This window comes from Pseudomonas sp. TH08 (assembly GCF_016651275.1).
In the GTDB taxonomy this organism is placed as follows: Bacteria; Pseudomonadota; Gammaproteobacteria; order Pseudomonadales; family Pseudomonadaceae; genus Aquipseudomonas.
Map to the genome: position 1 here is coordinate 116,684 of NZ_JAEKEE010000003.1, position 26,763 is coordinate 143,446.

The 26,763-nt window shown below is 63.1% G+C and carries 2 protein-coding genes (1 of these 2 running past the window's edge); both read right to left on the bottom strand.

The window, feature by feature from the left end; all coding sequences use genetic code 11:
- Positions 1-17,844, bottom strand: coding sequence for a non-ribosomal peptide synthase/polyketide synthase (locus JFT91_RS13955; RefSeq protein WP_201232738.1), 17,844 nt, complete (start codon positions 17,842-17,844; stop codon positions 1-3).
- A protein-coding gene (locus tag JFT91_RS13960) for a non-ribosomal peptide synthetase (protein WP_201232739.1) crosses the window boundary here: on the bottom strand, positions 17,841-26,763 show its 3' portion. It continues 4,100 nt past the right edge of the window; the window shows 8,923 of its 13,023 coding nt (coding positions 4,101-13,023); its start codon lies beyond the right edge, outside the window — the gene reads right to left on this strand; it ends in the stop codon at positions 17,841-17,843. The genes JFT91_RS13955 and JFT91_RS13960 overlap by 4 nt, the downstream gene beginning before the upstream one ends.

Consider the following 26,763-nt stretch of genomic DNA (forward strand, 5'->3'; position numbering starts at 1 on the left):
TCAGGACAATATTTCGCCCGTTGGCACTTTCAGCCCGTCATGCCACCACGCCGCGAGACTGAAGACGTTGGGCGCCTTGAGAATCGTGAAATGGTTGCCCGGCCCGTACCACACCGCCAGATCCGCGACCTGCCGCTGCCAGCCCTCGACCATCGCCGCCTGCTCGCGCTGATTGCCCCACGCATCCAGCGTCGGATCATCGACCAGCGCCAGCCGTACTGGCCCGGTATAGGCCAGTTGTGGTTGATAGACCGTGCGCAGTGCCGTGGCGAAGGTGCGAACCGGGCCATGCATCGCATCAGGCGCGGCGCGCTCCGACAGCACGCCGGCCTGCACCACGCCGGCATGCAGCAAGCGCATTTGCGTGGCGTCATCGGCCTCGGCGAACGTCTGCGGATCAATCTCCAGCGACTTGCCACTGGACAGTTGCAGCGTCTCGATCAAGCGCTCCAGCGCCGCCGTAGCGGTGTACGGTTTGCCCGCCGAGCCGTTGCCGCCCGGCGCCTCGCTGTCGATCAACGTCAGTGATGCCACCTCCCGCCCGGCCGCTTGCAACTGCGCTGCCATGGCATGCGCCACCCAACCGCCGAACGAATGGCCGATCAAATGCACCGCACCTTGCGGGTACAACTGCTCGATGGCTTGCAGGTAGAACGCCGCTGCAGCCTCGACCTGACTGTGCGGCACACTGTTGCCGTCCAGCCCGCGCGGTTGCAGACCAATGATCGGCCACTCCGGGCCGATTGCTTCGGTGAGGTGAATGAACCCGGTGACGCTGTCACCCGCCCCCGGCACACAGAAAATCGGCGCATGACCAAGGTGCCCGGTCTGGATCGTCAGCAGCGGCTGATACACCGCTGCTGCTGGCGCGACTACAGCCTCAAGCGCCTGCGTGATGGCTTGTCCCAGCGCCTGAATATCCGGGTTTTTCATCATGCTGCGGTGATCACCGGGAATGTCGATGCACTGCAGCAGACGGCTGTCGAAGCGCTCCTCCCAGCCGCGTGTCGGGCTTGGCACAGACTGGCCCTCCATCAATGCCTGAGCGCGGAACAGATGAATCGTCTGGCTGGCCGGGCTTACCCGGTAATGCGCCAAGGCCAGGCGATGCGCCGCTTCACGATCGAAGTAATGCCAGGCATCGGCCGTGCTGACCGTCGCCAGTTCCGGATCGGTCAGTTGCTGATCCTGGCAACGCTGGAACAGCGCGTGGAAATCCAGTTGTTCGATGTCGGCTTCCAGTGCCTGCACTGCCGCCAGCGCGGCGGCGCCTTCAGCACCGCGCATCATCGAACGCCCCCGGCAATGCCCCAGTAACTGGCGCTTGTCGAGATCCTTGCCGCTCCACATTGCCTTGTCTTGAGCCAGTGAATTGGGTGCGTAGCTGTCGAGCATGCCGATGAAGTCGACCAGTTGGTCCTGGCCAAGCAATTGCTGGGCAACTTCATGCGCCAGCACGCCGCCGAACGACCATCCCGCCAGACGATACGGCCCGTTTGGCTGCACCGATCGGATGATCCCGGCCATCCGCCTGGCCATGCATTCGATTGTGCGTAGCTGTGGCTGACCCAGCGGCACGCCGGGCAGGCCATAAATCGCAAACTCGCCGCCAATGTGCTGCGCCAGCGTCGGGAAATACACGTCGCGGCCACTGAATTCATGAACCAGGAACAGCGGAGTGCCACGCTCCCCGGCACGCACTACGACCAACCCCTCCGGTTGCCCGGCGACCTCGCCCCGACCGAGCAATGCGGCGGCCGACTCGATACTCGGGTGCTGGAACAATTCGGCCAGCGACACGTGCAATCCGCCGCGTTCCAGCAGATTGACCAACCGCACCGCGAGCAAAGAATGCCCACCCAATTCGAAGAAGTTGTCGTGACGACCGACCTGCTCGACGCCAAGCACTTCCGCCCAGATCCGCGCCATCACGGTTTCAACCTCGCCTTGCGGCGCCACATAAGGACGGTTGATCACTGCGTCTGCGCCCGGCTCTGGCAAGGCCTTGCGGTCGACCTTGTCGTTGGGGGTCAGCGGCAATGCCTCAAGCACCACGTAGGCGCCGGGCACCATGTATGCCGGCAAACGCTCCAGCACATGGGCGCGCAAGACGTCCAGGTCTGGCGCCTGCAGCCCGGCCCGCACGGTGTACCAGGCCACCAGACGTTCATCGCGGACCATCACCACGGCTTCGCGAATGGCCGGGTGTTCGATCAACCGCGCTTCGATTTCACCCGGTTCCAGACGCAAGCCGCGCAGCTTGATCTGAAAGTCATTGCGCCCGAGGAATTCCAGATCACCGTCGTTGTTGTGGCGCGCCATATCGCCGGTGCGGTACAGGCGATCACCCGGCACGAAAGGACTGTCGATAAAACGCTCGGCCTGCATGTCAGGCAGTGCGTGATAACCACGCGCCACACCCACGCCGCCGATGTGCAACTGGCCGCTGACACCCTGTGGCACCGGTTGATCGTGCGCATCGAGAATGTACAAGCGCGTATTGCTCAGCGCTTTGCCGATCGGCACCCCGTTGTGCGGCACCGGCTGATCCGGCTCAAGCGTCCAGCCGGTGCTGTCGACCGTGGTTTCAGTCGGGCCGTAAACGTTATGCAACCGTACCCACGGCAGGCGATCACGCACCTGACGCGCCAGCGCCGCACTGAGCTCGCCGCCACCGTTGAGCACATCGGTGAGGCTGGTGCACTGGCTGACATCAGCCTGTTCGATGAAGTCCTGCAGCAGCGCCGGTACAAACTTGACCACCGTCACTTGATGCTCGCGAATCGCCTGCACCACATAAGCCGAATCGCGGTTGCCATCGGGCCGCGCCAGTACCAGACGCAGGCCGGAACACAGCGGCCAGAAGATCTCCCACACCGAACTGTCGAAGCTGAACGGTGCCTTTTGCAGCAACGCACCGTGTTCGGTCGGCGGACTGAGCTGCGAACCCCAATGCACCATGTTGCAGGCGCTGCGATGCTCGATCATCACGCCTTTCGGCAGGCCGGTGGAGCCGGAGGTGTAGATCATGTAGGCCAGGTTGGCGGCACTCAGGCCCGGCACCTGCGGATCGTAATCGGGCAGGTGCTGCCAGGTACCGAGATCGAGGTCGATCAACGTCGTCGTATCCACGTCGAACAATGACCGGGTAGCCGCCTGCACCAGCACCGCAACCGGCGCGCTGTCCTTGAGCATGTAGGCCAGACGCTCCGCCGGATATCCCGGATCCAGCGGCACATACGCCCCGCCCGCTTTGAGAATGCCCAGCAGACCGACCACCAGATCCAGTCCGCGCTCGACGCAGATCGCCACACGTGAATCTGGCTGCACGCCCTGCTCGCGCAAGTGATGGGCCAGTTGGTTGGCTCGCGCATTGAGTTGGCCGTAGGTGAGGCACCCGGCTTCGGACTGCACGGCAATGGCATCGGGTTTACCGCGTACCTGCGCCTCGAACAAGTGGTGCAACGGCTGTTCCAGCGCGCAGTCGACTTCGCTGGCATTGAAATCGAGCAACAAGCGCTGACGTTCTTCCTGTGCCAGCAACGGCACCTGCTCCAGCAGCGTTTGGTCATCAGTCACCAGCGCAGCGAGCAACTGCTGGAAGTAACCGACAAAACGCCGCACCGTCGCCTCATCGAACAATGCCGTGGCATAACGCAGCGAGCCGCGAACGCCATCGGCGCTATCACCCAGACTCAGCGACAGGTCGAACTTCACAAAGTGGCTTTCCCCCGCTACACCTTCCAGCGTCAGGTCACCGAGCTGCAGACTCGGGCCGTCATTGTTGTCCCAGCTCAGCAGGGTCTGGAACAGCGCGCTGTGGGCCAGACTGCGCAGCGGTTTGCTGATGTCCACCACGTGCTCGAACGGCAGATCCTGATGCGCCTGCACCGCCAGAGTTTGCGCCTTGACCCGTTGCAGCAACGCTTCGCCGCTCAGCGCGCCCGATGTGTCGATTCGCAGGGCCAGCGTGTTGACGAACATACCGATCAAGCCTTCGATCTCGGCGCGGGTACGGTTGGCCACTGGCGTGCCGATCACCACGTCGGTCTGCCCGGACAAGCGACTGAGCAACATTGCCCAGGCGCTCAGGATCACCATGTACGGCGTCACGGCGCGGCGCTGGCAAAGCGCCTTGAGGTCGGCGCTGGTCTGTTCGTCCAGCACCACGTCAATATGGCTGCCGGCAAAGTTCTGTTGCGCCGGACGCGGGCGATCGGTCGGCAGGGTCAGCAACGCCGGCACACCGGCCAGGTTGTGCTGCCAGTAATCGCTCTGACGTTGCAGCACCTCACCACTGAGCCAACGGCGTTGCCACACTGCGTAATCGCTGTACTGCAACGCCAGCGGCGGCAGCGGATCTTCCTCATCATGGCTGAACGCCTGGTACAACGCCGCCAACTCACGGGTCAGCACACCCAGTGACCAGCCATCGGAGATGATGTGATGCATCGTCAGCAACAGCACATGATGATCGTCGGCCAGGCGCACCAGACGTCCGCGAATCAGCGGATCGTGCGCAAGGTTGAACGATGCGCTGGCTTGCTCTTCGATCAAGCAACGCAAGGCGTTGTCGGCCTGCGGGTGCCGGCGCAAATCTTCAACCTGCAACAAAAACCCGGTGTCAGCCGGCAAGATCACTACCTGTGCCTGATCGTCGATCTGGCTGAAGCGACTGCGCAGGGTTTCATGTCGGGCGACGATTCGTGCCAGTGACCGTTGCAGAGCGTCTTCATCCAGCCGACCGCGCAGACGCAGACCGAGCGGGATGTTGTACGCCGTGTTGCCACCGTCCATTTGCGCCAGAAACCACAGGCGCTGCTGCGCAAACGACAGCGGCAACGCTTGATCACGCGGGGCCGGCAGAATGTCCGGCAGCGTGCTGCGCCCGGCCCGGCTCAATACTTGCGCCACCGCCGCCAGTTCCGGATTGGCAAACAGATCGGCCAGGGTCAACTCTACGTTCAGCTGTTGCCGGACCTGCGACAGCATGCGCATCGCCAGCAACGAATGGCCGCCCAACTCGAAGAAATTGTCGTGTCGACCAACCTGCTCTATCTGCAACAACCCGGCCCAGATCCGCGCCAGGTGTTCTTCCAGGGTAGTGACCGGCGCTGCATAGACCCGACTGAGCATGGCAGCCGACGTCGGTGCCGGCAGCGCCTTGCGGTCGATCTTGCCGTTGTTGTTCAGCGGCAACACTTCCAGTTGCACCCATGCCGTCGGCACCATGTAGTCCGGCAGGCGCGCCAACAATCGGCCGTGCAGGTCGACGCTGTCCAGTAGCCCCTCGTGCGCGGTGTAATACGCGACCAGACGCGTGTTCTCCTGACCGTCGCGACGTGCCAGCACCACCGCCTCCTTGATTCCCGGGCAATTCAGCAACCGATTTTCGATTTCTCCCAGCTCGATACGGAAGCCACGGATTTTCACCTGATCGTCATTGCGCCCGATGCAGTCCAGTTGCCCCGGCGCCAGCCAGCGTGCGAGGTCGCCGGTGCGGTAGAGCAGCACACCCGGTTTTTCACTAAACGGATCGCAGAGGAATTTCTCGGCGGTCAGATCCGGTCGATTCAGGTAACCCAGCGCCACGCCCTGCCCGCCGATGTACAGCTCGCCGGTCACGCCCATCGGCACGGGTTGCTGATACGCGTCGAGCACGTACACCTGCGTGTTGCCGATGGGCCCGCCAATCGGCACGCTCTCGGCATTTTCAGCCACCTCCTTCACTTCGAACGTCGTTGCGTAGGTGGTGGTTTCCGTCGGGCCGTAGCAATGCACGATGCGCAGATCCGGCGCCTCGGCCAGCAGTCGGCGGAACGCAGACGGATCGCCGCGTTCACCGCCGCACAGCAGAATCCGCAAGCCTTCGAGCGCCTGCGGAATCAGTTGCACGTACTGGTTGAACAACGCCGTGGTGACAAACAGGATTGTCGCCCCGGAGCTGCTCAGTTCTCGGCCGAAAGCATTCGGATCGAGCAGGGTTTCATGGTCGATGACCACCACCCGCCCGCCATTCAGCAAAGGCCCCCAGATGTCCATGGTGCTGGCGTCGAACGCCGGGTTCGAGGCGAACACCACGCGGTCCTGCGGATTGAAATCGGCGTAACCGTTGTTGATCACCAAGCGGCCGATGCCACGGTGCGGCACCATCACCCCTTTCGGCGTGCCGGTGGAACCGGAGGTGTACATGATGTACGCCAGCGCCTCGGAAGACTGCACACGGTTCGGGTTATGCGTCGGCTGGCCGTTGAGGGTCAGCGTGTCCAGATCGATGCGCGGCGCGGTGTAGTCGATCACTTCACTCCTCAAAGTCAACAATGCCACCGCTCGGCAATCCTCGACCATGAACGCCTGACGCTCGCTCGGCGCATTGATATCCAGCGGTACGTAGGCTGCCGCACATTTGGCGATTGCCAGTTGCGCCACCAGCAACTCCAGCGAACGTGGCAGCAGGATCGCCACGTGATCACCCGGTTGCACGCCCTGGCCGATCAGGTGATGGGCCAGGCGGTTGGCCTGCGCGTTCAGTTCGAAATAGCTCAGCGATTGCGCGCCATGCTCCGCCGCCACAGCCTTCGGATGCGCTGCCGCTTGTTGCTGGAAAATCCCGTGCACGGTCAGGGTCTGCGGGTAATCGCGCGCCGTGGCGTTGAAGTCGTACAGCACGTGCTGGCGCTCATCCGCCGCCAGCAACGGCACCTGTTCCAGTACCGTTTGATCCCCCGCAATCATCGCTTCGAGCAGACGTTCGAAGTAACCGATGTAACGTGCAATCGTCGACGCATCGAACAGCGCCGTGGCGTAGTTGAGCGCGCCGCGAATCACGCCGTTGACCTCGCCCAGTGTCAGCGTCAGGTCAAATTTGGCGACATCGCCCGACCCGGCAACGCCCTCCAGCGTCAGCTCGCCCAATGCCAGTTGCGGGCCGACGTTGCCCTCCCAGCTCAGTGTGGTCTGGAACAGCGGACTGTGCGCCAGGCAGCGAACCGGCCGGGTAATTTCCACCACTTGCTCGAACGGCAGATCCTGATGCGCCTGCGCCTCCAGTGTCCGCGCCTTGACCCGCGCCAGCAGCGCTTCGACGCTCGGCGCGCCCGAGGTGTCGATACGCAGGGCAAGCGTGTTGACGAACATGCCGATCAAACCTTCGATCTCAGCACGGCTGCGGTTGGCCACTGGCGAACCGATGACCACATCGGACTGCCCGGACAGACGACTCATCAGCAATGCCCAGGCGCTCATGACGGTCATGAACAATGTCACGCCATGACGTTGGCTCAAAGCCTTGAGCGCCATGCTCAAGCGCTCGTCCAGCAGCACGTCGACGTTGCCGCCGGTGTAATCCTGTTGTGCCGGGCGCGGTCGATCGGTAGGCAGCGTCAACAAGGCCGGCGCGCCGTCGAGGATCTGCTGCCAGTAGTCGCTTTGCCGCTGTAGCACTTCGCCGCTGAGCCAGCGCCGCTGCCACACGGCGTAGTCGCCGTATTGCAGCGCCAGTGGCGGCAGCGGATCAGGCTGCCCCTGGCTGAACGCTTGGTACAAGGCCATCAACTCAGCGGTCAGCACGCCCATCGACCAGCCATCGGCGACGATGTGATGCACGGTCAACAGCAGCACGTGATGCTCGTCGGCCAGACGCACCAGCCGTCCGCGAATCAACGAATCGTTCTGCAGATCGAATGCGCTCGAAGCTTCCTGTGCCATCAATGCCTGCAAAGTCTGCTCGGCGTGCAGCTGTTGACGCAGGTCTTCCACGCGCAAGAGCACACTGCTGTCAACCGGGGCAATTGCCACCTGTGCGGTGTCGTCGAGGCTGACGAAACGGCTGCGCAGGGTTTCGTGGCGCGCAACGATTCGCGCCAGCGCCGCTTGCAATGCATCGACATCCAGGTGACCGCGCAGGCGCAAACCGAGAGGAATGTTGTACGCCAAGTTGCCGCCGGCCATCTGCGCCAGGAACCACAGACGTTGCTGGGCGAAGGACATCGGCAGCGGTTGATCACGCGGTGCCGGCACAATGTCCGGTAGCGCGCTGCGCCCGGCGCGCTTCAATACTTCGGCCACTGCACTCAATTGGGCGTCGGCAAACAGATCACTCAGCGCCAGTTCGACGCCGAGGCGCTGACGGATCAGCGAGACCATGCGCATCGCCAACAGCGAATGGCCGCCCAACTCGAAGAAATGATCGTGTCGACCAACCTGCTCGACCTGCAGCACGTCGATCCAGATTTGCGCCAGGACACTTTCCAACTCGCCTTGCGGCGCTATGTACTCTCGGTTAAGCAACGCAGCATCATCAGGTTTGGGTAAGGCTTTACGATCAACCTTGCCATTGTTGTTCAACGGGAGCACATCGAGTTGCACCCATGCCGTCGGCACCATGTATTCCGGCAGTCGTGCTTGCAACTGAGCGTGCAGATCAGCGCTGTCGAGACTGGCGCCAGTCACCGTGTAATACGCCACCAGACGTGCGTTTTCCTGGCCATCGCGGCGCGCCAGCACCACCGCTTCCTTGATGCCCGGGCAATTCAACAGACGGTTTTCGATTTCGCCCAGCTCGATGCGGAAACCACGGATTTTCACCTGGTCGTCATTGCGCCCGATGCAATCGAGTTGTCCCGGCGCCAGCCAGCGCGCGAGGTCGCCGGTTCGATAGAGCAGCGCGCCAGGTTTGTCGCTGAACGGGTCGCGAAGAAATTTCTCTGCAGTCAGGTCCGGCCGATTCAAATAGCCCAGCGCTACACCCTGACCGCCGATGTACAACTCTCCGGTCACGCCCATTGGCACCGGTTGCTGATGGGCATCGAGCACGTACACCTGCGTGTTGCCGATGGGCCCGCCAATCGGCACGCTCTCGGCATTTTCAGCCACCTCCTTCACTTCGAACGTCGTTGCGTAGGTGGTGGTTTCCGTCGGGCCGTAGCAATGCACGATGCGCAGATCCGGCGCCTCGGCCAGCAGCGTGCGGAACGCCGCCGGATCGCCACGCTCACCGCCGCACAGCAGAATCCGCAGGCCTTTGAGCGCCTGCGGGATCAGTTGCACGTATTGGTTGAACAGCGCGGTGGTGACGAACAGGATCGTCGCGCCACGGGTGCTCAACTCACGACCGAAAGCGGTCGGATCAAGCACGGTCTGATGATCGATGATCACCACGCGACCGCCATTGAGCAGCGGCCCCCAGATGTCCATGGTGCTGGCGTCGAACGCCGGGTTCGAGGCGAAGACCACACGATCCTGCGGATTGAAATCGGCGTAACCGTTGTTGAGCACCAACCGGCCGATGCCACGGTGCGGCACCATCACCCCTTTCGGCGTGCCGGTGGAGCCGGAGGTGTACATGATATACGCCAGCGATTCCGAGGATTGCAGCAGATTCGGGTTATGTGTCGGCTGTCCGCTGAGCGTCAACCTGTCGAGATCAATGCGCGGCGCGGCGTAGTCGATCACTTCGCGACTCAAGGTCAACAGCGCCACGGCCTGGCAATCTTCAACCATGAACGCCTGACGCTCGCTCGGCGCGTTGATGTCCAGCGGCACGTAGGCTGCCGCGCACTTGGCAATCGCCAATTGCGCAATCAGCAGGTCCAGCGAGCGCGGCAACAGGATTGCCACATGGCTGCCCGGTTGCACACCTTGGGCAATCAGGTGATGGGCTAGCTGGTTGGCCCGGGTATTCAACTCGCCATAGCTCAGGGTATGCGTGCCATGCACCGCTGCCACAGCCTGCGTATGCACCGTCGCTTGCAGCTCAAACAATGCATGAACGGTATGTGTCTTGGGGTATTCGCGCTCGGTGGCATTGAATTCGACCAGCAATTGTTGGCGCTCGTCCTCCGGCAGAACCGACAAATGCTCAACCGCCAATTGCGGTTTTTGTGCCAGTGCCTGCAACAGATTAGCCACCGCCAGTTGCATGTACTCGCAGATGCGTTCGGCATCAATGCCGTCACCTGCCAGAGCGGTAAGGCTGAAGCCCTCGCCCAGATCATCGACACTGAGGCTCAACCGATAGTTAGTGCGCTCTTCGGCTTTCAGCAACTGCATGCCTTGCCACGCAGCTGCGGCCTCCCGGGATGCCGAGCCGGTACCGCCACTGTGGCGATAATTGAATAAAGAGCTGAACAACGGCGTGCCCGCCGCCATTGCGCTGCAATGTTGGGCCAGCGCCAGTTGCGCATGCTCGTGCTGCAACAAGCGGTTCAGCTGTTGGTGAGTGTTCAGCGCGGCATCCTTCACCGAGTGCTGGCCCAGATCGATGCACAGCGGCAAGGTGTTGATGAACACGCCGAGCGCCCGTTCCGAGCCTTCACCACCCTGCAATCGGCCCAGCAACACCGTGCCGAATACCACGGCGTCGCGCCCGGACAATTGCCCCAGCACCTGCGCCCAGGCGAGATGCATCAGGCTGGCGGCGCTGACGCCCAGGCGTCGTGCCTGTTGACGTACGCCATGGCTCAGTGGACGTTCCAGCGTCAGCTGCGCCTGTTGCGCAGGGCCGTCGTGGGCCAGATTCTGACCGTAGGGCAAGGTCGGTTCGTCGACATTGCCAAGCATCTCGCGGAAGAAGCTTTCGTGCTGCTGATCGCTCAACCCCGACAACGTCTGCGCCACGTAGTTGCGATACGGCACCGACGCGGCGAGACGCTGTGGCTGGTCGAGCAGGAAGGCCTGCATTTCGTGTTGCAGCACCTCCAGCGCGACGTGGTCCATCACCAGATGATGGAACAGCAGCAATGCCACGACACGCTGATTGACCGCATCCCACGCGTGGACCACACGTATCAGCGGCGCCTGATTGACGGCCATGCGGTACTGACCGACATCGAAGCAACGGCGCAATTGCGCCAGCACATCACCGCTGGCGCTATCCAGCGCAACGCCTTCGCAGACCAGCGACGCCCGGCGCCAGACTACTTGCACCGGGTTTTCCAGACCCTCCCAGAACAACGAGGTGCGCAGAATGTCATGGCGCTGGATCACCTTCTGCAAGGCTTCGGTGAAGGTGTGCAGACGCTGTTCATCGGCAAATGCAAACTGCGCCTGCAGGACGTACGGATCGCCCTGCGCGGCAGACAGATGATGGAACAGAATGCCCGTCTGCAATGGCGCCAAAGGGTAGATATCCTGCACATTGGCCGCGCCGCCCGGAATGCTGGCGACGATACGGTCAACAGCCTCTTGATCGAGTGTGACCAGCGAGAGCATCTCGGGGGTGATGCGCGTGCAATCGGCAGTGATGCGATTGGCCGGTACTTCGGCCTCCGGCTCGCCACCCACGGCAGCCGCCAATGCCGCCAGTGTCGGCTGGTTGAACAGCACGCGAATGTCAGCGCTCAGGCCGGCGCGACGCATTTTCGCCACGAGGTTGACCGCCAGCAGCGAGTGACCACCCAGTTCAAAGAAGTGATCGTGGCGCCCTACCCGCTCGACATTGAGCAATTCAGCCCACAGTCGCGCGAGGGCGATTTCCACCTCGCCGACCGGCGCTTCGTATTCGCGTGAGATCAGTGCTGTCAGATCCGGGGCCGGCAGCGCCTTACGGTCAAGTTTTCCGTTGGGACTCAGCGGCAGTGCATCGAGATGCACAAACACCACGGGCACCATGTAGTCCGGCAAGTGCTCCAGCAGGTGATCGCGCAGCACGTCGATTTCGAGCCTCTCGCCGGTGTAGTACGCAACCAGACGCTTGTCGCCCGGCACGTCTTCGCGGGCCAGCACCACGGCTTCCTGCACACCGTCGATCTGGGCAAGCCGCGCCTGAATTTCTCCCAGTTCGATGCGCAAACCACGGATCTTCACCTGATCGTCGTTACGGCCCAGGTATTCGATGTTGCCGTCAGGCCGATACCGCGCGACGTCGCCGGTGCGGTACATCCGACCGTTGGCCTGGAACGGGTCGTCGAGGAAGCGCTCGGCACTTAGCTCAGGCCGGTTCAGATACCCCCGCGCAACCTGTACGCCGCCGATGTACAACTCGCCGACCACGCCTTGCGGCACCGGCTGCTGGTGCGCATCGAGGATGTACAGGCGGGTGTTGGCGATCGGTTTGCCGATCGGGGTGTTGTCCGCAACCTGCTCGATAGGCCCGGCGCAATCCCACGCGGTGACGTCGACAGCCGCTTCGGTCGGGCCGTACAGGTTATGCAATCCGCTGCCCGGCAATTGCAGTTTGAAGCGCCGCACCAGACTGCCCGGCAACGCTTCACCACTGCACATCACCTGACGCAATGGCTTGCAGCGGCGCGTGTCGCTGTTGGCGAGGAACACATCGAGCATCGACGGCACAAAGTGCAGCGTGGTGATGTGTTCGCGTTCGATCACTTCGCTCAGGTACTGCGGATCCTTGTGCCCGCCGGGCTGCGCCATGACCAGTCGTGCGCCCGTCATCAACGGCCAGAAAAACTCCCAAACCGACACGTCGAAACTGAACGGGGTTTTCTGTAAAACCGTGTCAGCCGCCGTCAGTTGATAAGCGTCCTGCATCCACAGCAGGCGGTTGACCACCCCGCGGTGTTCGTTGATCACGCCCTTCGGCTGACCGGTCGAGCCAGAGGTGTAAATCACGTAGGCAGTGTGTTGCGGGGTCAACTCAGCGACGCACAGATTGCCCGTCGGCTGCGATTGCCAATGCGCTTGATCGAGATCGATCACCGCTGCGGCCATCTCACCGAGTAGCTCGCGCGTGGAACCCTGTACCAAAACCGCCAAGGGCGCACTGTCCTCCAGCATGTAGGCCAGACGTTCCAGCGGATACGCCGGATCCAGCGGCACGTAACCGCCACCGGCCTTGAGGATCGCCAGCAGTCCGATGACCATGTCCAGACCACGCTCGACGCAAATCGCCACCCGCGAATCAGGCTGCACTCCCAAGCCGCGCAGGTGCCGTGCCAGTTGGTTGGCCCTGGCGTTGAGTTCGGCGAAGCTCAGGCGCTGCGCGTCACTCTGCAACGCAATCGCCAACGGCGTGCGCGCTACTTGCGCCTCGAACAGACCATGAATCGTCTGCTCAAGGTTGTAATCCGCTGTCGTCGCATTGAAGTCGCCCAACAAACGTTGCTGTTCGTCCTGCGCCAATAGCGGTGCGTGCTCCAGCACCGTTTGATCGTTGGCGACCATCGCCTGCAACAGACGCTGGAAATACCCGACAAAACGCAGCACCGTCGCCTCGTCGAACAACGCGGTGGCGTACTCCAGCGAACCCCGAATCACCCCGTTGGCCTCGCCCAGGCTCAGCGACAAATCAAACTTGGCAAAGTGGCTCGGCTCGGCCACGCCTTCCAGCGTCAAATCACCGAGGGCCAGCGCCGGACCTTCGAGAGCGTCCCAACTCAACAACGTCTGGAACACCGGACTGTGCGCCAGGCTGCGCAGCGGACGAATAATCTCCACCACTTGTTCGAACGGCAGATCCTGATGCGTCTGCGCGGCCAGCGTCAGCGCCTTGACCCGCGCCAACAGCGCTTCAACGCTGAGCTCGCCCGAGGTATCGATGCGCATGGCCAGGGTGTTGACGAACATGCCGATCAAGCCTTCGATCTCGGCTCGGTTGCGGTTGGCCACGGGCGAGCCGATCACGACTTCCGCCTGACCGGACAAACGACTGAGCAGCATTGCCCAGGCGCTCATCAGCGTCATGTACAACGTCACGCCGTGCCGTTGGCCCAGCGCCTTCAGGCCGGCGCTCAAGCGTTCGTCGAGCACAACGTCGACACTGCTGCCGGCATAGTCTTGCTGTGCCGGGCGCGCACGATCGGTCGGCAACATCAGCAACGCTGGCGCGCCCACGAGATGCTGCTGCCAGTATTCGCTTTGGCGCTGCAACACCTCGCCGCTGAGCCAGCGTCGCTGCCACACCGCGTAATCGGTGTATTGCAGCGCCAGCGGCGGCAGTGGATCCGGCCGGCCATGGCTGAACGCCTGATACAACGCCATCAGTTCGCGGGTCAAAACCCCCATCGACCAGCCATCAGAGATGATGTGGTGCAGGGTCAGCAACAGCACATGGTGATCGTCGGCCAGACGCACCAAGCGTCCGCGGATCAGCGCATCGTCCTGCAAATCGAACGGCCCCGACGCTTCGCCCTGAATCAGCGCCTGCAAGGTTTCGTCGGGTTGCGGGTGCTGGCGCAGGTCTTCGATGCGCAGCAGCAGACCGCTGTCGACCGGGGCGATCAGCACTTGCGCTTCGTCGTTGTACTGGGCGAATCGGCTGCGCAGGGTTTCATGACGGGCGACGATGCGTGCCAGTGCACGTTGCAACGCATCGTCGTCGAGTCGGCCGCGCAGGCGCAGGGCCACGGGAATGTTGTAAGCGGTGTTGGCACCTTCCATCTGTGCCAGAAACCACAGGCGTTGCTGGGCGAACGACAGCGGCAAGGCGCCCTCGCGCGGTACCGGCAGGATTTGCGGTTGCGCACAGCGCCCGGCGGCGCTGAGAACCGCAGCGACCGCCGCCAGTTCGGCGTTGGCGAACAAATCCCCCAGAGCCAACTCCACACCCAGCCGTTGCCGGACTTGCGAGACCATGCGCATCGCCAGCAGCGAATGGCCACCGAGTTCGAAAAAGTGATCCTGACGCCCGACCCGCTCGACTTGCAGCACATCGGCCCAGATCTGCGCCAGCGCGGTTTCCACCTCGCCTTCGGGCGCTGCATATTCACGGGTGAACAGCGCCGCACGCTCGGGTTTCGGTAGGGCCTTGCGATCGACCTTGCCGTTGGCGGTCAACGGCAGCGCGTCGAGTTTGACGAACGCCACCGGCACCATGTACTCCGGCAACTGGGTCAGCAGGTGCGCACGCAACTCGGCCACGGCCAGCGGTTCGACCTGACTCTGCTCGGTGAAATAGGCCACCAGCCGCGGTTGACCGGGCTCGTCTTCACGGGCCAGCAACACGGCTTCCTGAATGCCGGGCAATTGATTGAGGCGGGTTTCGATTTCGCCGAGTTCGATGCGCACACCACGGATTTTCACCTGATCGTCGTTGCGACCCAGGTAGTCAATCGTGCCGTCGGCGCGCCAGCGCGCGAGGTCGCCGGTGCGATACATGCGCGCATTCGGCAAGGGGCTGAACGGGTCGTGGAGGAAGCGCTCGGCGGTCAGATCGGCGCGGTTCAGATAGCCACGCGCAACCCCCGCGCCGCCAACATACAACTCGCCCATGACGCCAATCGGCACAGGCCGCTGCTGTTCATCCAGCAGGTACACCGTGGCGTTGGCCACCGGTTTGCCGATGTGCAAGGCATCGCCCGCCTCGATGCGTCCAGAGGTCGCGACCACAGTGGCCTCGGTCGGACCGTAGTTGTTGATTACATCGAATTGCTGATTGCGGCTGAACTGGCGCAGGCGATCGCCACCGATCAGCAGTGTGCGCAGCGTCGGGTGTTCGAGGTTCTGGCTGAAGGCGTATTCAGCCACGGGCGTCGGCAGGAAACTCACGTCCAGTGGCTGCGCGCGCCACCAGTCGAGCAGCGCATCGATGTCCTCGGTGCCTTCGTGAGTCGGTGCCAGGTGCAAGGTCGCGCCGGCGCACAACGCCGGCCAGACTTCCCACGCCATCGCGTCGAAACCGAACCCGGCAAGGCTTGAGGTATGGCGACCGGCGCACAGATCAAACGCGCTGCAATGCCAGTCGACCAGATTCGACAGGGTGCGGTGCTCGACCATCACGCCTTTGGGCAGGCCGGTGGAACCGGAGGTGTAGATCACGTAGGCCAGGTGCGCCGGGGTCAGGCCCGGCACGTGCGGATCACAGGTTTCGCTCAGGGGCCAGGTCAGCGGGTCGAGATCGATCACCGGCACCTGCAGCGCCGGCAAGCGCTCACGCAGAGTGTTCTGGGTCAGTACGGCAACGGGGGCGCTGTCGCTGAGCAAATAATGCAGACGCTCGGCCGGGTGCGCCGGGTCGACCGGCACATAACCGGCGCCCGCCTTGAGAATAGCGACCAACCCGACCAAGGTATCGAGGCCACGGCGGGCGACGATGGCGACGCGATCATCGGGTTTTACACCGAGCGCGATCAGATGATGGGCCAAGGCGTTTGCATGCCGGTTGAGCTCGGCATAGCTCAATTGCTCAGCCAAAAACTGTGCGGCCAACGCTTCTGGCCGCTGCGCCGCTTGCGCCTCGAACCGTTGGGCAATGGTCATTGTTGCCGGGAAGTCGGCATGGGTGGCATTGAATGCCAGCAGCACCTGCTCGCGCTCTGCCGCCGGCAGAATCGGCAATTGGTTGATCGCGGTGTCGGGCGATTGCTCCAGCGCCAGCACCAGACTTTCCAGTGCGCAGTGCAGGTAATCGCAGAGGCGCTGTGGATCGACCTCGGTGGTCGCCAGCAACGTCAGGCTGAAGGCATCGCCGAAATCATCGACGCTGAGGGTCAGCGGGTAGTTGGTGCGTTCTTCGGAGCTGATCGTGCTGATGCCTTCCCACGCGGCCAGGGTTTCGGCACCGGCCGTCGCCGCCGTGTGGCTGTGACGGTAATTGAGCAAGGCGCTGAACAGCGGCGTCGGCGCAACCACGCCGCTGCAACGCTGGGCCAATGCCAGTGGCGCGTGTTCGTGGCGCATCAGCGTGGTCAGGCGTTTGTGGGTCGCCTCCACCGCCGCGCGCACGCCTTGCGCATCGACATCGACCCGCAGCGGCAAGGTGTTGATGAAGATTCCCAGTGCTCGCTCGGTGGCTTCGGCGCCCTGCATGCGCCCCATCAGCACCGTACCGAAGACCACGCTGTGTTTGCCGGTAAGCGTGGCCAATACCTGCGCCCAGCCCAGATGAAACAGGCTCGCGGCACTCACGCCGAGCTGCCGCGCCTGCACGCGCAGACGCTGGCCAAGCAGCGGGTTGATCGGCTGGCTCAGTTCGGCGATACCGAGGCCGTCGCCCTGCACGTCCTGCAAACCGTACGGCAGCGTCGGCTCGGCAATGTCCCCGAGCATCTCGCGAAAAAACGCCTCGTGTTCGGCTTCGCTGATGCCCAGTCGCGCTTGCGCCACGTAATTGCGAAACGGCACCGGGCGCCCGAGCGATTCACCCTGACCGGTAAGGCAGGCGAGCAGTTCGTGACGCACCACGTCGAGCGCCGAGTGGTCCAGCGCCATGTGATGGAACAGCAACGTCGCGACCACGCGCTGACCGTCCTCATCCCACGCGTAGGCCAGACGCATCATCGGGGCGTGCTTGACGTCGAGGCGGAAATGCCGCGCATCGAAGCGCTCGTGCAATTGCTGCAGCGCATCGGTATCGCCGTCTTGCAACACGACCTCTTCCATCGGCAACTGCGCCTGGCGCCAGACCACTTGCAGCGGTACGTCCAGCCCTTCCCAATGCACCGCCGTGCGCAAGATGTCGTGGCGATCGATGACCTTTTGCAAGGCTTGAGCGAAGTCCTGCAGACGCTCGCGGCTGCTGAACGCAAAGTACGATTGCATGACGTACGGATCGCCCTGCTCGTTGCTGGCGTGGTGATAGAGAATGCCTTCCTGCAACGGCGCCAGGGGATAGATGTCCTGCACATTGGCAGCGCCACCCGGGACGGCGGCGATCAAGCGGTCGAGGGTTGGCTGATCGACTTCAGCCAGGGTCACCATCGCCGGCGTGATGTGCGTGCTGCCGGGAAGAATGTCGTTGGCCGGCACGTCGATCTGATCGGCCCGGGCGGCCGAGTATTGCCCCGCCTTGATCAGTTCGATCAGTGCCGGTTTATGCTCGCGCAGCGCCGCCAGCAGCGCCGGATCGCTCAACGCCTGCTTGTTACCGTTTGCGCGCAATTGCTCATCGGTCACCGCCAACTGAATGTCTTTTGCTTTCAGGGTTGCCAACAGTTCGAGCACATTCACAGGACGATCTCCATTCTTTCCGTAATTGCGGCGTAGCCGGCCAGGGTCGGTTGTTCGAACAACGCCCTGACATCGGCTTCCATGCCTTCCTGACGCAACCGGCCGATCAGACTGACCGCCAGTAATGAGTGACCACCCAATTCAAAGAAATGGTCGTGGCGCCCTACCCGTTCGACGTTGAGCAACTCGGCCCAGAGCCGTGCGAGGGTGATTTCGACGTCGCCGACCGGCGCTTCGTATTCGCGTGTTTTCAGCGATTGCTGATCCGGCGCCGGCAGCGCCTTGCGGTCGAGCTTGCCGTTGGGGCTCAGCGGCAACGCATCGAGATGCACGAACACGACGGGCACCATGTAGTCCGGCAAGTGCTCCAGCAGATGACTGCGCAGCACGTCGATTTCCAGCCGTTCGCCGGTGTAGTACGCGACCAGACGCTTGTCGCCCGGCACGTCTTCACGGGCCAGCACCGCGGCTTCCTGCACACCAGTGATCTGGGTCAGACGCGCCTGGATTTCACCCAGCTCGATGCGCAGACCGCGGATTTTCACCTGATCGTCGTTACGGCCCAGGTATTCGATGTTGCCGTCGGCCAGATAGCGAGCGACGTCACCGGTGCGGTACATGCGCCCGCTGGCCTGGAACGGATCGTCGAGGAAGCGTTCGGCGCTCAGCTGCGGTCGGTTCAGATAACCCCGTGCCACCTGCACACCGCCGATGTACAACTCACCGACCACGCCTTGCGGCACAGGTTGTTGTTGACCGTCGAGGATGTACATCCGGGTGTTGGCGATCGGTTTGCCGATCGGTGTGTTGTCCGGGGTTTGCTCCAGTGGCCCGGAGCAATTCCACGCGGTGACGTCGACGGCGGCTTCGGTCGGGCCGTAGAGGTTATGCAACTCGCTGCCCGGCAATTGCAGTTTGAAACGCCGCACCAGACTGCCCGGCAACGCTTCACCGCTGCACATCACCTGACGCAGGCCGTCGCAGCGCTGGGTGTCGCTGTTGGCGAGGAACACGTCGAGCATCGACGGCACAAAGTGCAGCGTGGTGATGTTTTCGCGCTCGATCACTTCGCTCAGGTACTGCGGATCCTTGTGCCCGCCGGGCTGCGCCATGACCAGTCGTGCGCCGGTCATCAACGGCCAGAAGAACTCCCACACCGACACGTCGAAACTGAACGGGGTTTTCTGCAACACCGAGTCGGCCGCCGTCAGGCGATAGGCGTCCTGCATCCACAGCAAGCGGTTGACCACACCGGCATGCTCGTTGACCACGCCTTTGGGCTGGCCGGTCGAGCCGGAGGTGTAGATCACGTACGCAGTGTGCTGTGGCGTCGACCCAGCGTCGGACAGATTGTCCGTCGGCTGCGATTGCCAGTGCGCTTGATCGAGATCGATCAGCGGCACATCAACCTCGCCCAGCAACGCGCGGGTCGCCGTGTGCACCAGCACCACGCTTGGCGCGCTGTCCTCGAGCATGTAGGCCAGACGCTCCGGCGGATAGGTCGGGTCCAGCGGTACATAACCAGCGCCAGCCTTGTTGATCGCCAGCAGGCCGATGACCATTTCCAGGCTGCGCTCGACGCAGATCGCCACCCGCGAATCCACTTGCACGCCAAGGCTGATCAAGTGCCTGGCCAAGCGATTGGCGCGCTCGTTCAACTGGGTGTAGCTCAATGTCTGATCGCCGATGACGAGCGCCACAGCCTGTGGCGTACGCCGCACCTGCGCCTCGAACAAACCGTGCAGCGTCTGCTGCAAATCGTAATTGACGTGGGTGTCGTTGAATTCGCCGAGCAATTTCTGCCGCTCTGTCTCCGGCAACACCGGCAGGCGGTTCAACCGCTCCTGCGGTGTTTGCTCCAACGCCTCGGCGAGGCTCGACAAGGCCCGCAGCATGTAGCCGCAAATCCGCGCTGCGCCGATGTTCGAAGGGGTCATGACGGTCAGGTAAAAGCCCTGACCGAGGTCATCGACGTTGAGACTCAATGGATAGTTGGTGCGCTCTTCGCTGGAGAGGCTGTCGATGCCTTGCCAGGTCAGGCGAGTCGCTTGCTGCTGTTGTTCGCTGACGCTGTGGCGGTAGTTGAGCATGGCGCTGAACAATGGCGATGACGCGGTCACACCACTGCAACGCTGGGCCAGCGCCAGTGATGCATGTTCGTGGCCGAGCAATGCAGTCAGTTGCGCATGCGTCGCCCTGACACCCGCGCGCACTGGCGTGTCACCCACATCCACGCGTATCGGCAAGGTATTGATGAACATCCCCAAGCCGCGATCAGCGCCGGAGCCACCCTGCATCCGCCCCAGCAGCACGGTGCCAAACACCACGCGGTCCTGACCCGAGGTCGCCGCCAGCACTTGTGCCCACGCCAGATGGAACAGGCTGGCAACGCTCACGCCTGACTGCCGCGCCTGACTGCGCAGGCGCGTGGCCAACGCCTCGGGCACGCTTTGGCGGACTTCCTCGATGTCATTGCCGTCGCCGTGCACATCTTGCAAACCGAATGGCAGCGTCGGTTCATCGATGTCCCCGAGCATCTCGCGGAAGAACGCTTCGTGCTCTTGCTCGCTGACGCCAAGTCGGGTCTGCGCAACATAATTGCGGTACGGCACAGCGGCCTCCGGCAGCCACTCATCACCCTGTAAAATCGCCTGCATTTCTGCGCTGACCACCGCCAGCGCAGTGTGGTCCATGGCGATGTGGTGGAACAGCAGCATGGCCACAACGCGCTGATTGTGAGGATCGAGGGCATACACCAGACGCATGAGCGGCGCCTGTTCCAGGTCCAGACGCCAGTGCCGCGCATCGAAGCGCGCACGCAACTGATCGATGGCATCACCCTGCGCCGGCGCCGGCTCCAGCGCCACCGCGTGTACCGGCAGCTCGGCACACCGCCAGACCACTTGCACTGGCGCCGTGAGCCCTTGCCAGGCAATGGACGTGCGCAGGATGTCGTGGCGCGTCATGACCTGGCGCAACGCCGCAGCGAACGCTTGAACCCGCTCGATGCTGTCGAACGCCAGACACGATTGCAGCAGGTACGGATCGCCCTGCGCGGCGCTGAGGTGGTGAAACAGAATCCCTTCCTGCAACGGCGCCAGCGGATAAATATCCTGCACGTTGGCCGCGCCGCCCGGCACCGTAGCGACGATGCGCTCGATGCTGGCCTGATCCAGTTGCACCAGTGGCAGCATGTCCGGGGTGATGTGCGTGCAATCGGCGGCAATCAGATTGTCCGGCACTGCGACCTCGCGACCGCTACCCACCGCCGCAGCGAGTGCGGCCAACGTTGGTTGGCTGAACAGCACGCGCACGTCGGTGCTCAGATCGACCTGGCGCATGCGTTCGATCAGCGTCACCGCCAACAATGAATGCCCGCCCAACTCGAAGAAATTATCGTGACGACCGACCTGCTCGACGTTGAGTACGTCCGACCAGATCTGCGCCAGCGCGATTTCCACCGAACCTTGCGGTGCAACATATTCGCGGCTCAACCACGCCGTTTGATCCGGTTCCGGCAATGCCTTGCGGTCGAGTTTGCCGTTGGCCGTCAGCGGCAGTGCTTGCAGGCGCACGTAGGCGGCAGGCACCAAAGCTTGCGGCAACTGCGCTTGCAGATGATTGCGCAAATCCTCGATCTCGACGTTCAGGCGTTCGGTAAACCACGCCAGCAACTGGCCGTCGCGCACCAGCACCACGCAATCCTGCACGGCTTCGTGACCGCTCAGCGCCGCTTCGATTTCGCCCAGCTCGACGCGCACGCCGCGCAGTTTGACCTGATCATCGTTACGTCCTTGGTATTCGACGCTACCGTCGGCGAGCCAGCGAGCAAGATCGCCAGTGCGGTACATGCGCGCCTGTGGCTCATCGCTGAACGGGTCGTCGAGGAAGCGCTCGGCGCTCAGCTCTGGCCGGTTCAGATAACCGCGCGCCACACCGGCACCCCCGACATACAACTCGCCGGCGACGCCGACCGGTACAGGGCGCTGCTGGTCGTCGAGCAGGTAAACCCTGGCGTTGGCCATTGGCCGACCGATGTGCAGCACCTGCCCGGCCGCGACGGCGCCGGAGGTGGCAACCACCGTGGCTTCGGTCGGGCCATAGTTGTTGATCACCGCGAAGGTCTGTTCACGCGGGAACTGGCGCAATTTGTCGCCACCGATCAACAGCGTGCGCAAGGTCGGATGACCGAGGTCGCGACTGAACGCATATTCGGCCACCGGCGTCGGCAGGAAACTCACCTGCAACGGCTGCGCGCGCCACCATTCCAGCAATTCATCCAAGTGCTCGTTGCGCACCGACTGCGGTGGCAGGTGCAGGGTCGCGCCGACGCACAGCGCCGGCCAGACCTCCCACGCCATGGCATCGAAACCAAAGCCGGCGACACTCGACGTGTGGCTGCCGGCGCGCAGATCAAAGGCCTCGCAGTGCCAGTGCACAAGGTTTTCCAGTGTTGCGTGTTCGACCATCACGCCTTTCGGCTGGCCGGTGGAGCCGGAGGTGTAGATCACATAGGCCAGATGCGCCGGGGTCAGCGTCGGCAATTGCGGGTTACTGTCGCAGAGCTGTTGCCAGGTGGGGTTGTCCAGATCAATCAGCGGCACGCTTCCAAGCAAATCAGCCGTCGCAGCCTGCCCCAGCACCGCCATCGGCGCGCTGTCCTGCAACAGATAGGCGATGCGTTCCGCCGGGTACGCCGGGTCGACCGGCACATAACCGGCGCCCGCCTTGAGGATCGCCAGCAACGCGACAAGCATGTCCGGGCTGCGGCGCAGGCACACGGCGATGCGGTCGTCGGGCTGCAAGCCGAGCCCGAGCAAGTGATGGGCCAGGCGATTGGCGCGCTGATTGAGCTGCGCGTAGGTCAGTTGCCGCGTGCCTTGAACCACTGCCAAAGCATCCGGTTGCTGCTCGGCCTGAGCTTCGACCAAGCGGTGGATCGTCGCGCCACGCGGATAGGCCGCTGAGTGCTGGTTGAAGCCGACCAGCACGTGCTCGTACTCGGCCACCGAAAGCACTGGCAAACGGTTGAGCGGACGTTGCGGCGTCTGCTCCAGTGCCGTCACCAGATGTTCGAGTGCGGTGTGCATGTAACTGCAGATTCGTTGCGCACCGATGTCGGCGAGCGCCAGCACGTCCAAGGCAAAACCTTCGCCCAGATCATCCACCGACAGGGTCAGCGGATAATTGCTGCGCTCCTCGCCGCCAAGCATGCGCACGCCTTGCCAGATGCCCTGACCGTCGTGCGGCTGTTGTTCGGCGGCGCTGTGCCGGTAGTTGAGCAAGGCGCTGAACAGCGGTGCGGAACCGGTCATGGCACTGCAACGTTGGGCCAGCGCCAGTGAGGCGTGTTCATGACCGAGCAGCGCCGTCAGCCGTGCGTGGGTGGTTTTCACCCCGGCGCGCACGCCTTCCGTGAGATCGACCCGTAGCGGCAAAGTGTTGATGAACACCCCCAACGTGCGGTCGGCACCCTCGCCGCCCTGCATGCGCCCCATCAACACAGTGCCGAACACCACGTCGCGGCGCCCGGACACCACGCCCAACACCTGCGCCCAGGCCATGTGCATCAGGCTCGCCGGGCTGACACCCAACTGCCGCGCCTGTTCACGCAGGCGCAGATTGAGTGCGGCATCGACCGGTTGCAGCGCTTCTTCAATGCCGCGCCCATCACCCTGCACATCCTGCAAACCGAAGGGCAAGGTCGGCTCGTCGATATCACCGAGCATCTCGCGGAAGAACGCTTCGTGTTCCTGCTCATCGGCGCCGAGACGGGCCTGCGCCACGTAGTTACGGTACGGCATCGGCGGCGTCAGGGTGTCGAACTGATCGAACATCAACGCGTGCATTTCCCGACCGATAACGTCCATGGCGGTGTGGTCGAGAATCGAGTGATGGAACAGCACGATGGCGACCACTTGCTGTTGCAACGGATCCTCGGCATAGACCATGCGAATCAGCGGCGCCTGATTCAGGTCGAGGCGGTAATGCCGGGCATCGAAACGTGCGTGCAATTGTTCGAGAATGTCGCCGTTCTGCGCCTCCAGCGGCACTTGCTGCACGACCATTTGCGCTTCGCGCCAGACCACCTGCTGTGGGCTGGGCAAACCCTCCCAGACCACGCTGGTGCGCAGAATGTCGTGACGGGCGATGACCTGCTGCAAGTGTGCGGCGAAGGTCTGCAAACGTTCGAGACTGTCGAAAGCCAGACGCGATTGCAGCAGGTACGGATCGCCCTGTTCAGCGCTCAAGTGGTGATAAAGAATGCCTTCCTGCAGCGGTGCCAGCGGATAGATATCCTGCACATTGGCGGCGCCGCCCGGCACCGTGGCGACGATGCGCTCGATGCTGGCCTGATCCAATGTGGTCAGGGTCAGCATGTCGGGCGTGATGCGGGTGCAATCGGCCGGAATCAGATTGGCCGGCACTTCGATTTCCCGTCCACTGCCCAAGGCACGCGCCAAAGCAGCAAGGCTCGGTTGGTTGAACAGCACCCGCACGTCGGCGCTCAAACCGGCCTGACGCATGCGTTCGATCAGGCTCACCGCCAGCAGCGAATGGCCACCGAGTTCGAAGAAATTATCGTGACGGCCAATCTGTTCGATGTTCAGTACGTCGGCCCAGATTTTCGCCAGCGCAATCTCCACCGAACCTTGTGGCGCTTCATATTCGCGGCTGAGCCAGGCGTGCTGATCCGGCTCGGGCAAGGCCTTGCGGTCGAGTTTGCCGTGAGCGGTCAGCGGCAGGCTGTGCAGGCGCACGTAAGCCGCCGGCACCAACGTGTCCGGCAGTCGGGTTTGCAGGTGGCGATGCAGGTCGCCGGTTTCGACAGGATCGATTTCGGTGAACCATGCAACCAGACGCCCATCACGCACCAGCACAACGCATTCGCGGACCTTGTCGTGGGCGCTCAACGCCGCTTCGATTTCGCCAAGCTCGATGCGCACGCCGCGCAGCTTCACCTGATCATCGTTGCGCCCCAGGTATTCGATGTTGCCGTCAGCCAGCCAGCGCGCGAGGTCACCGGTGCGGTACATGCGCGCCTGCGGTTCATCGCTGAACGGGTCGTCGAGAAAGTGTGCGGCGGTCAGTTCCGGTCGATTCAGGTAGCCACGTGCAACCCCGGCGCCACCGACATACAACTCGCCCTGCACACCGCTCGGTACAGGTTGTTGCTGACGATCCAGCAGATAAACCCGCGCATTGGCGATCGGCCGGCCGATGTGCAAAACCCGGCCGGGCTCGATCAGCCCGGAAGTCGCTACCACCGTGGCTTCGGTCGGACCGTAGTTATTGATCACAGCGAAGCTCTGATCACGCGGAAATTGCCGCAACTTGTCGCCACCGATCAGCAGCGTGCGCAGGGTTGGATGGCCCAGTTCACGACTGAATGCGTATTCGGCCACCGGGGTCGGCAGAAAGCTCACCTGCAGCGGTTGCGTGCGCCACCACTCGAGCAATTCATCGAGGTGTTCATTGCCGATCGAAGACGGCGGCAGGTGCAAGGTCGCGCCGACACACAGTGCCGGCCAGACTTCCCACGCCATCGCATCGAAACCGCAACCGGCGACGCTGGCGGTGTGGCTGCCAGCGTGCAGATCGAAGGTTTCGGCGTGCCAGTGCACGAGGTTTTCCAACGTCCGGTGCTCGACCATCACGCCTTTCGGCTGACCGGTAGAACCCGAGGTGTAGATCACGTAGGCCAGATTCGCCGGCGTCAGCCCCGGCCGTTGCGGATTGTTGTCCGGCAAGTGCTGCCAGTCGCTGGCGTCCAGATCGATCACCGGCACCCTGCCGAGCAGTTCACGTGTCGACGCCTGCGCCAGCACCGCGATCGGGTCGCTGTCCTGCAACAGGTAGGCGATGCGTTCAGCCGGGTAATCCGGATCAATCGGCACATAACCCGCGCCAGCCTTGAGAATCGCCAGCAGCGCAACGAGCATGTCCGGGCCACGCCGCAGGCACAACGCGACACGGTCATCGACTTGCACGCCGAGGCCGATCAAGTGATGGGCGAGGCGATTGGCGCGCTGATTCAGTTCGCGGTAGCTGAGCCGTTGCTCGCCTTGCACCACCGCCAGGGCCTCGGGATGCGCCGCCACTTGCGCTTCGAACAGGCGCGGCACGGTCTGCGCGGGCGGGTATTCACGACCGCTGATATTGAAGCCGACCAGCACCCGTTGGCGCTCGCTCGGCGACACAATCGACAGTTGCTGCAACGGCGCCGTCGGCGTGTACTCAAGTGCCGTGACCAAACTGTGCAACGCTGTTTGCAAGTAATCGCAGACCCGCGCGCCATCCACCTGTGGCACGGCTTGCACGCTCAAACGGAAACCTTCGCCGAGGTCGTCGACACTGACCACCAGCGGATAATTGCTGCGCTCGCGCGAGCTGAGAATCTGCACGCCATCCCACGCTACAGCGGCCGACTCGGGCGCACTGTGGCGGTAGTTGAGCAAGGTGCTGAACAGCGCCTGCGAACCGGCGACACCGCTGCAACGCTGGGCCAGCGCCAGCGAGGCTTGCTCGTGACCAAGCAACCGCGCCAGGCGCGCATGGGTGGCACGCACGCCGTTTTCTACCGATTCAACACCGACGCTGACGCGCAGCGGCAAGGTGTTGATGAACATGCCCAGCGCCCGATCAGCGCCGTCTCCGCCCTGCATGCGCCCGAGCAGCACGGTGCCGAACACCACGTCCTGCTGGCCGGAAACCTGTGCCAGGACCTGAGCCCAGGCCTGATGCACCAGGCTCGCGACACTGATACCGAGACGCCGCGCCTGCTCGCGCAGACGTTGGCCGAGGCCGGCATCCAGCATCAAGTAACTGTCGAGAATATCGCTGCCGTCGCCGTGCACGTTCTGCAAACCGAAGGCCACAGACGGCTCGTCAATGTCGGCGAGCATCTCGCGGAAAAAT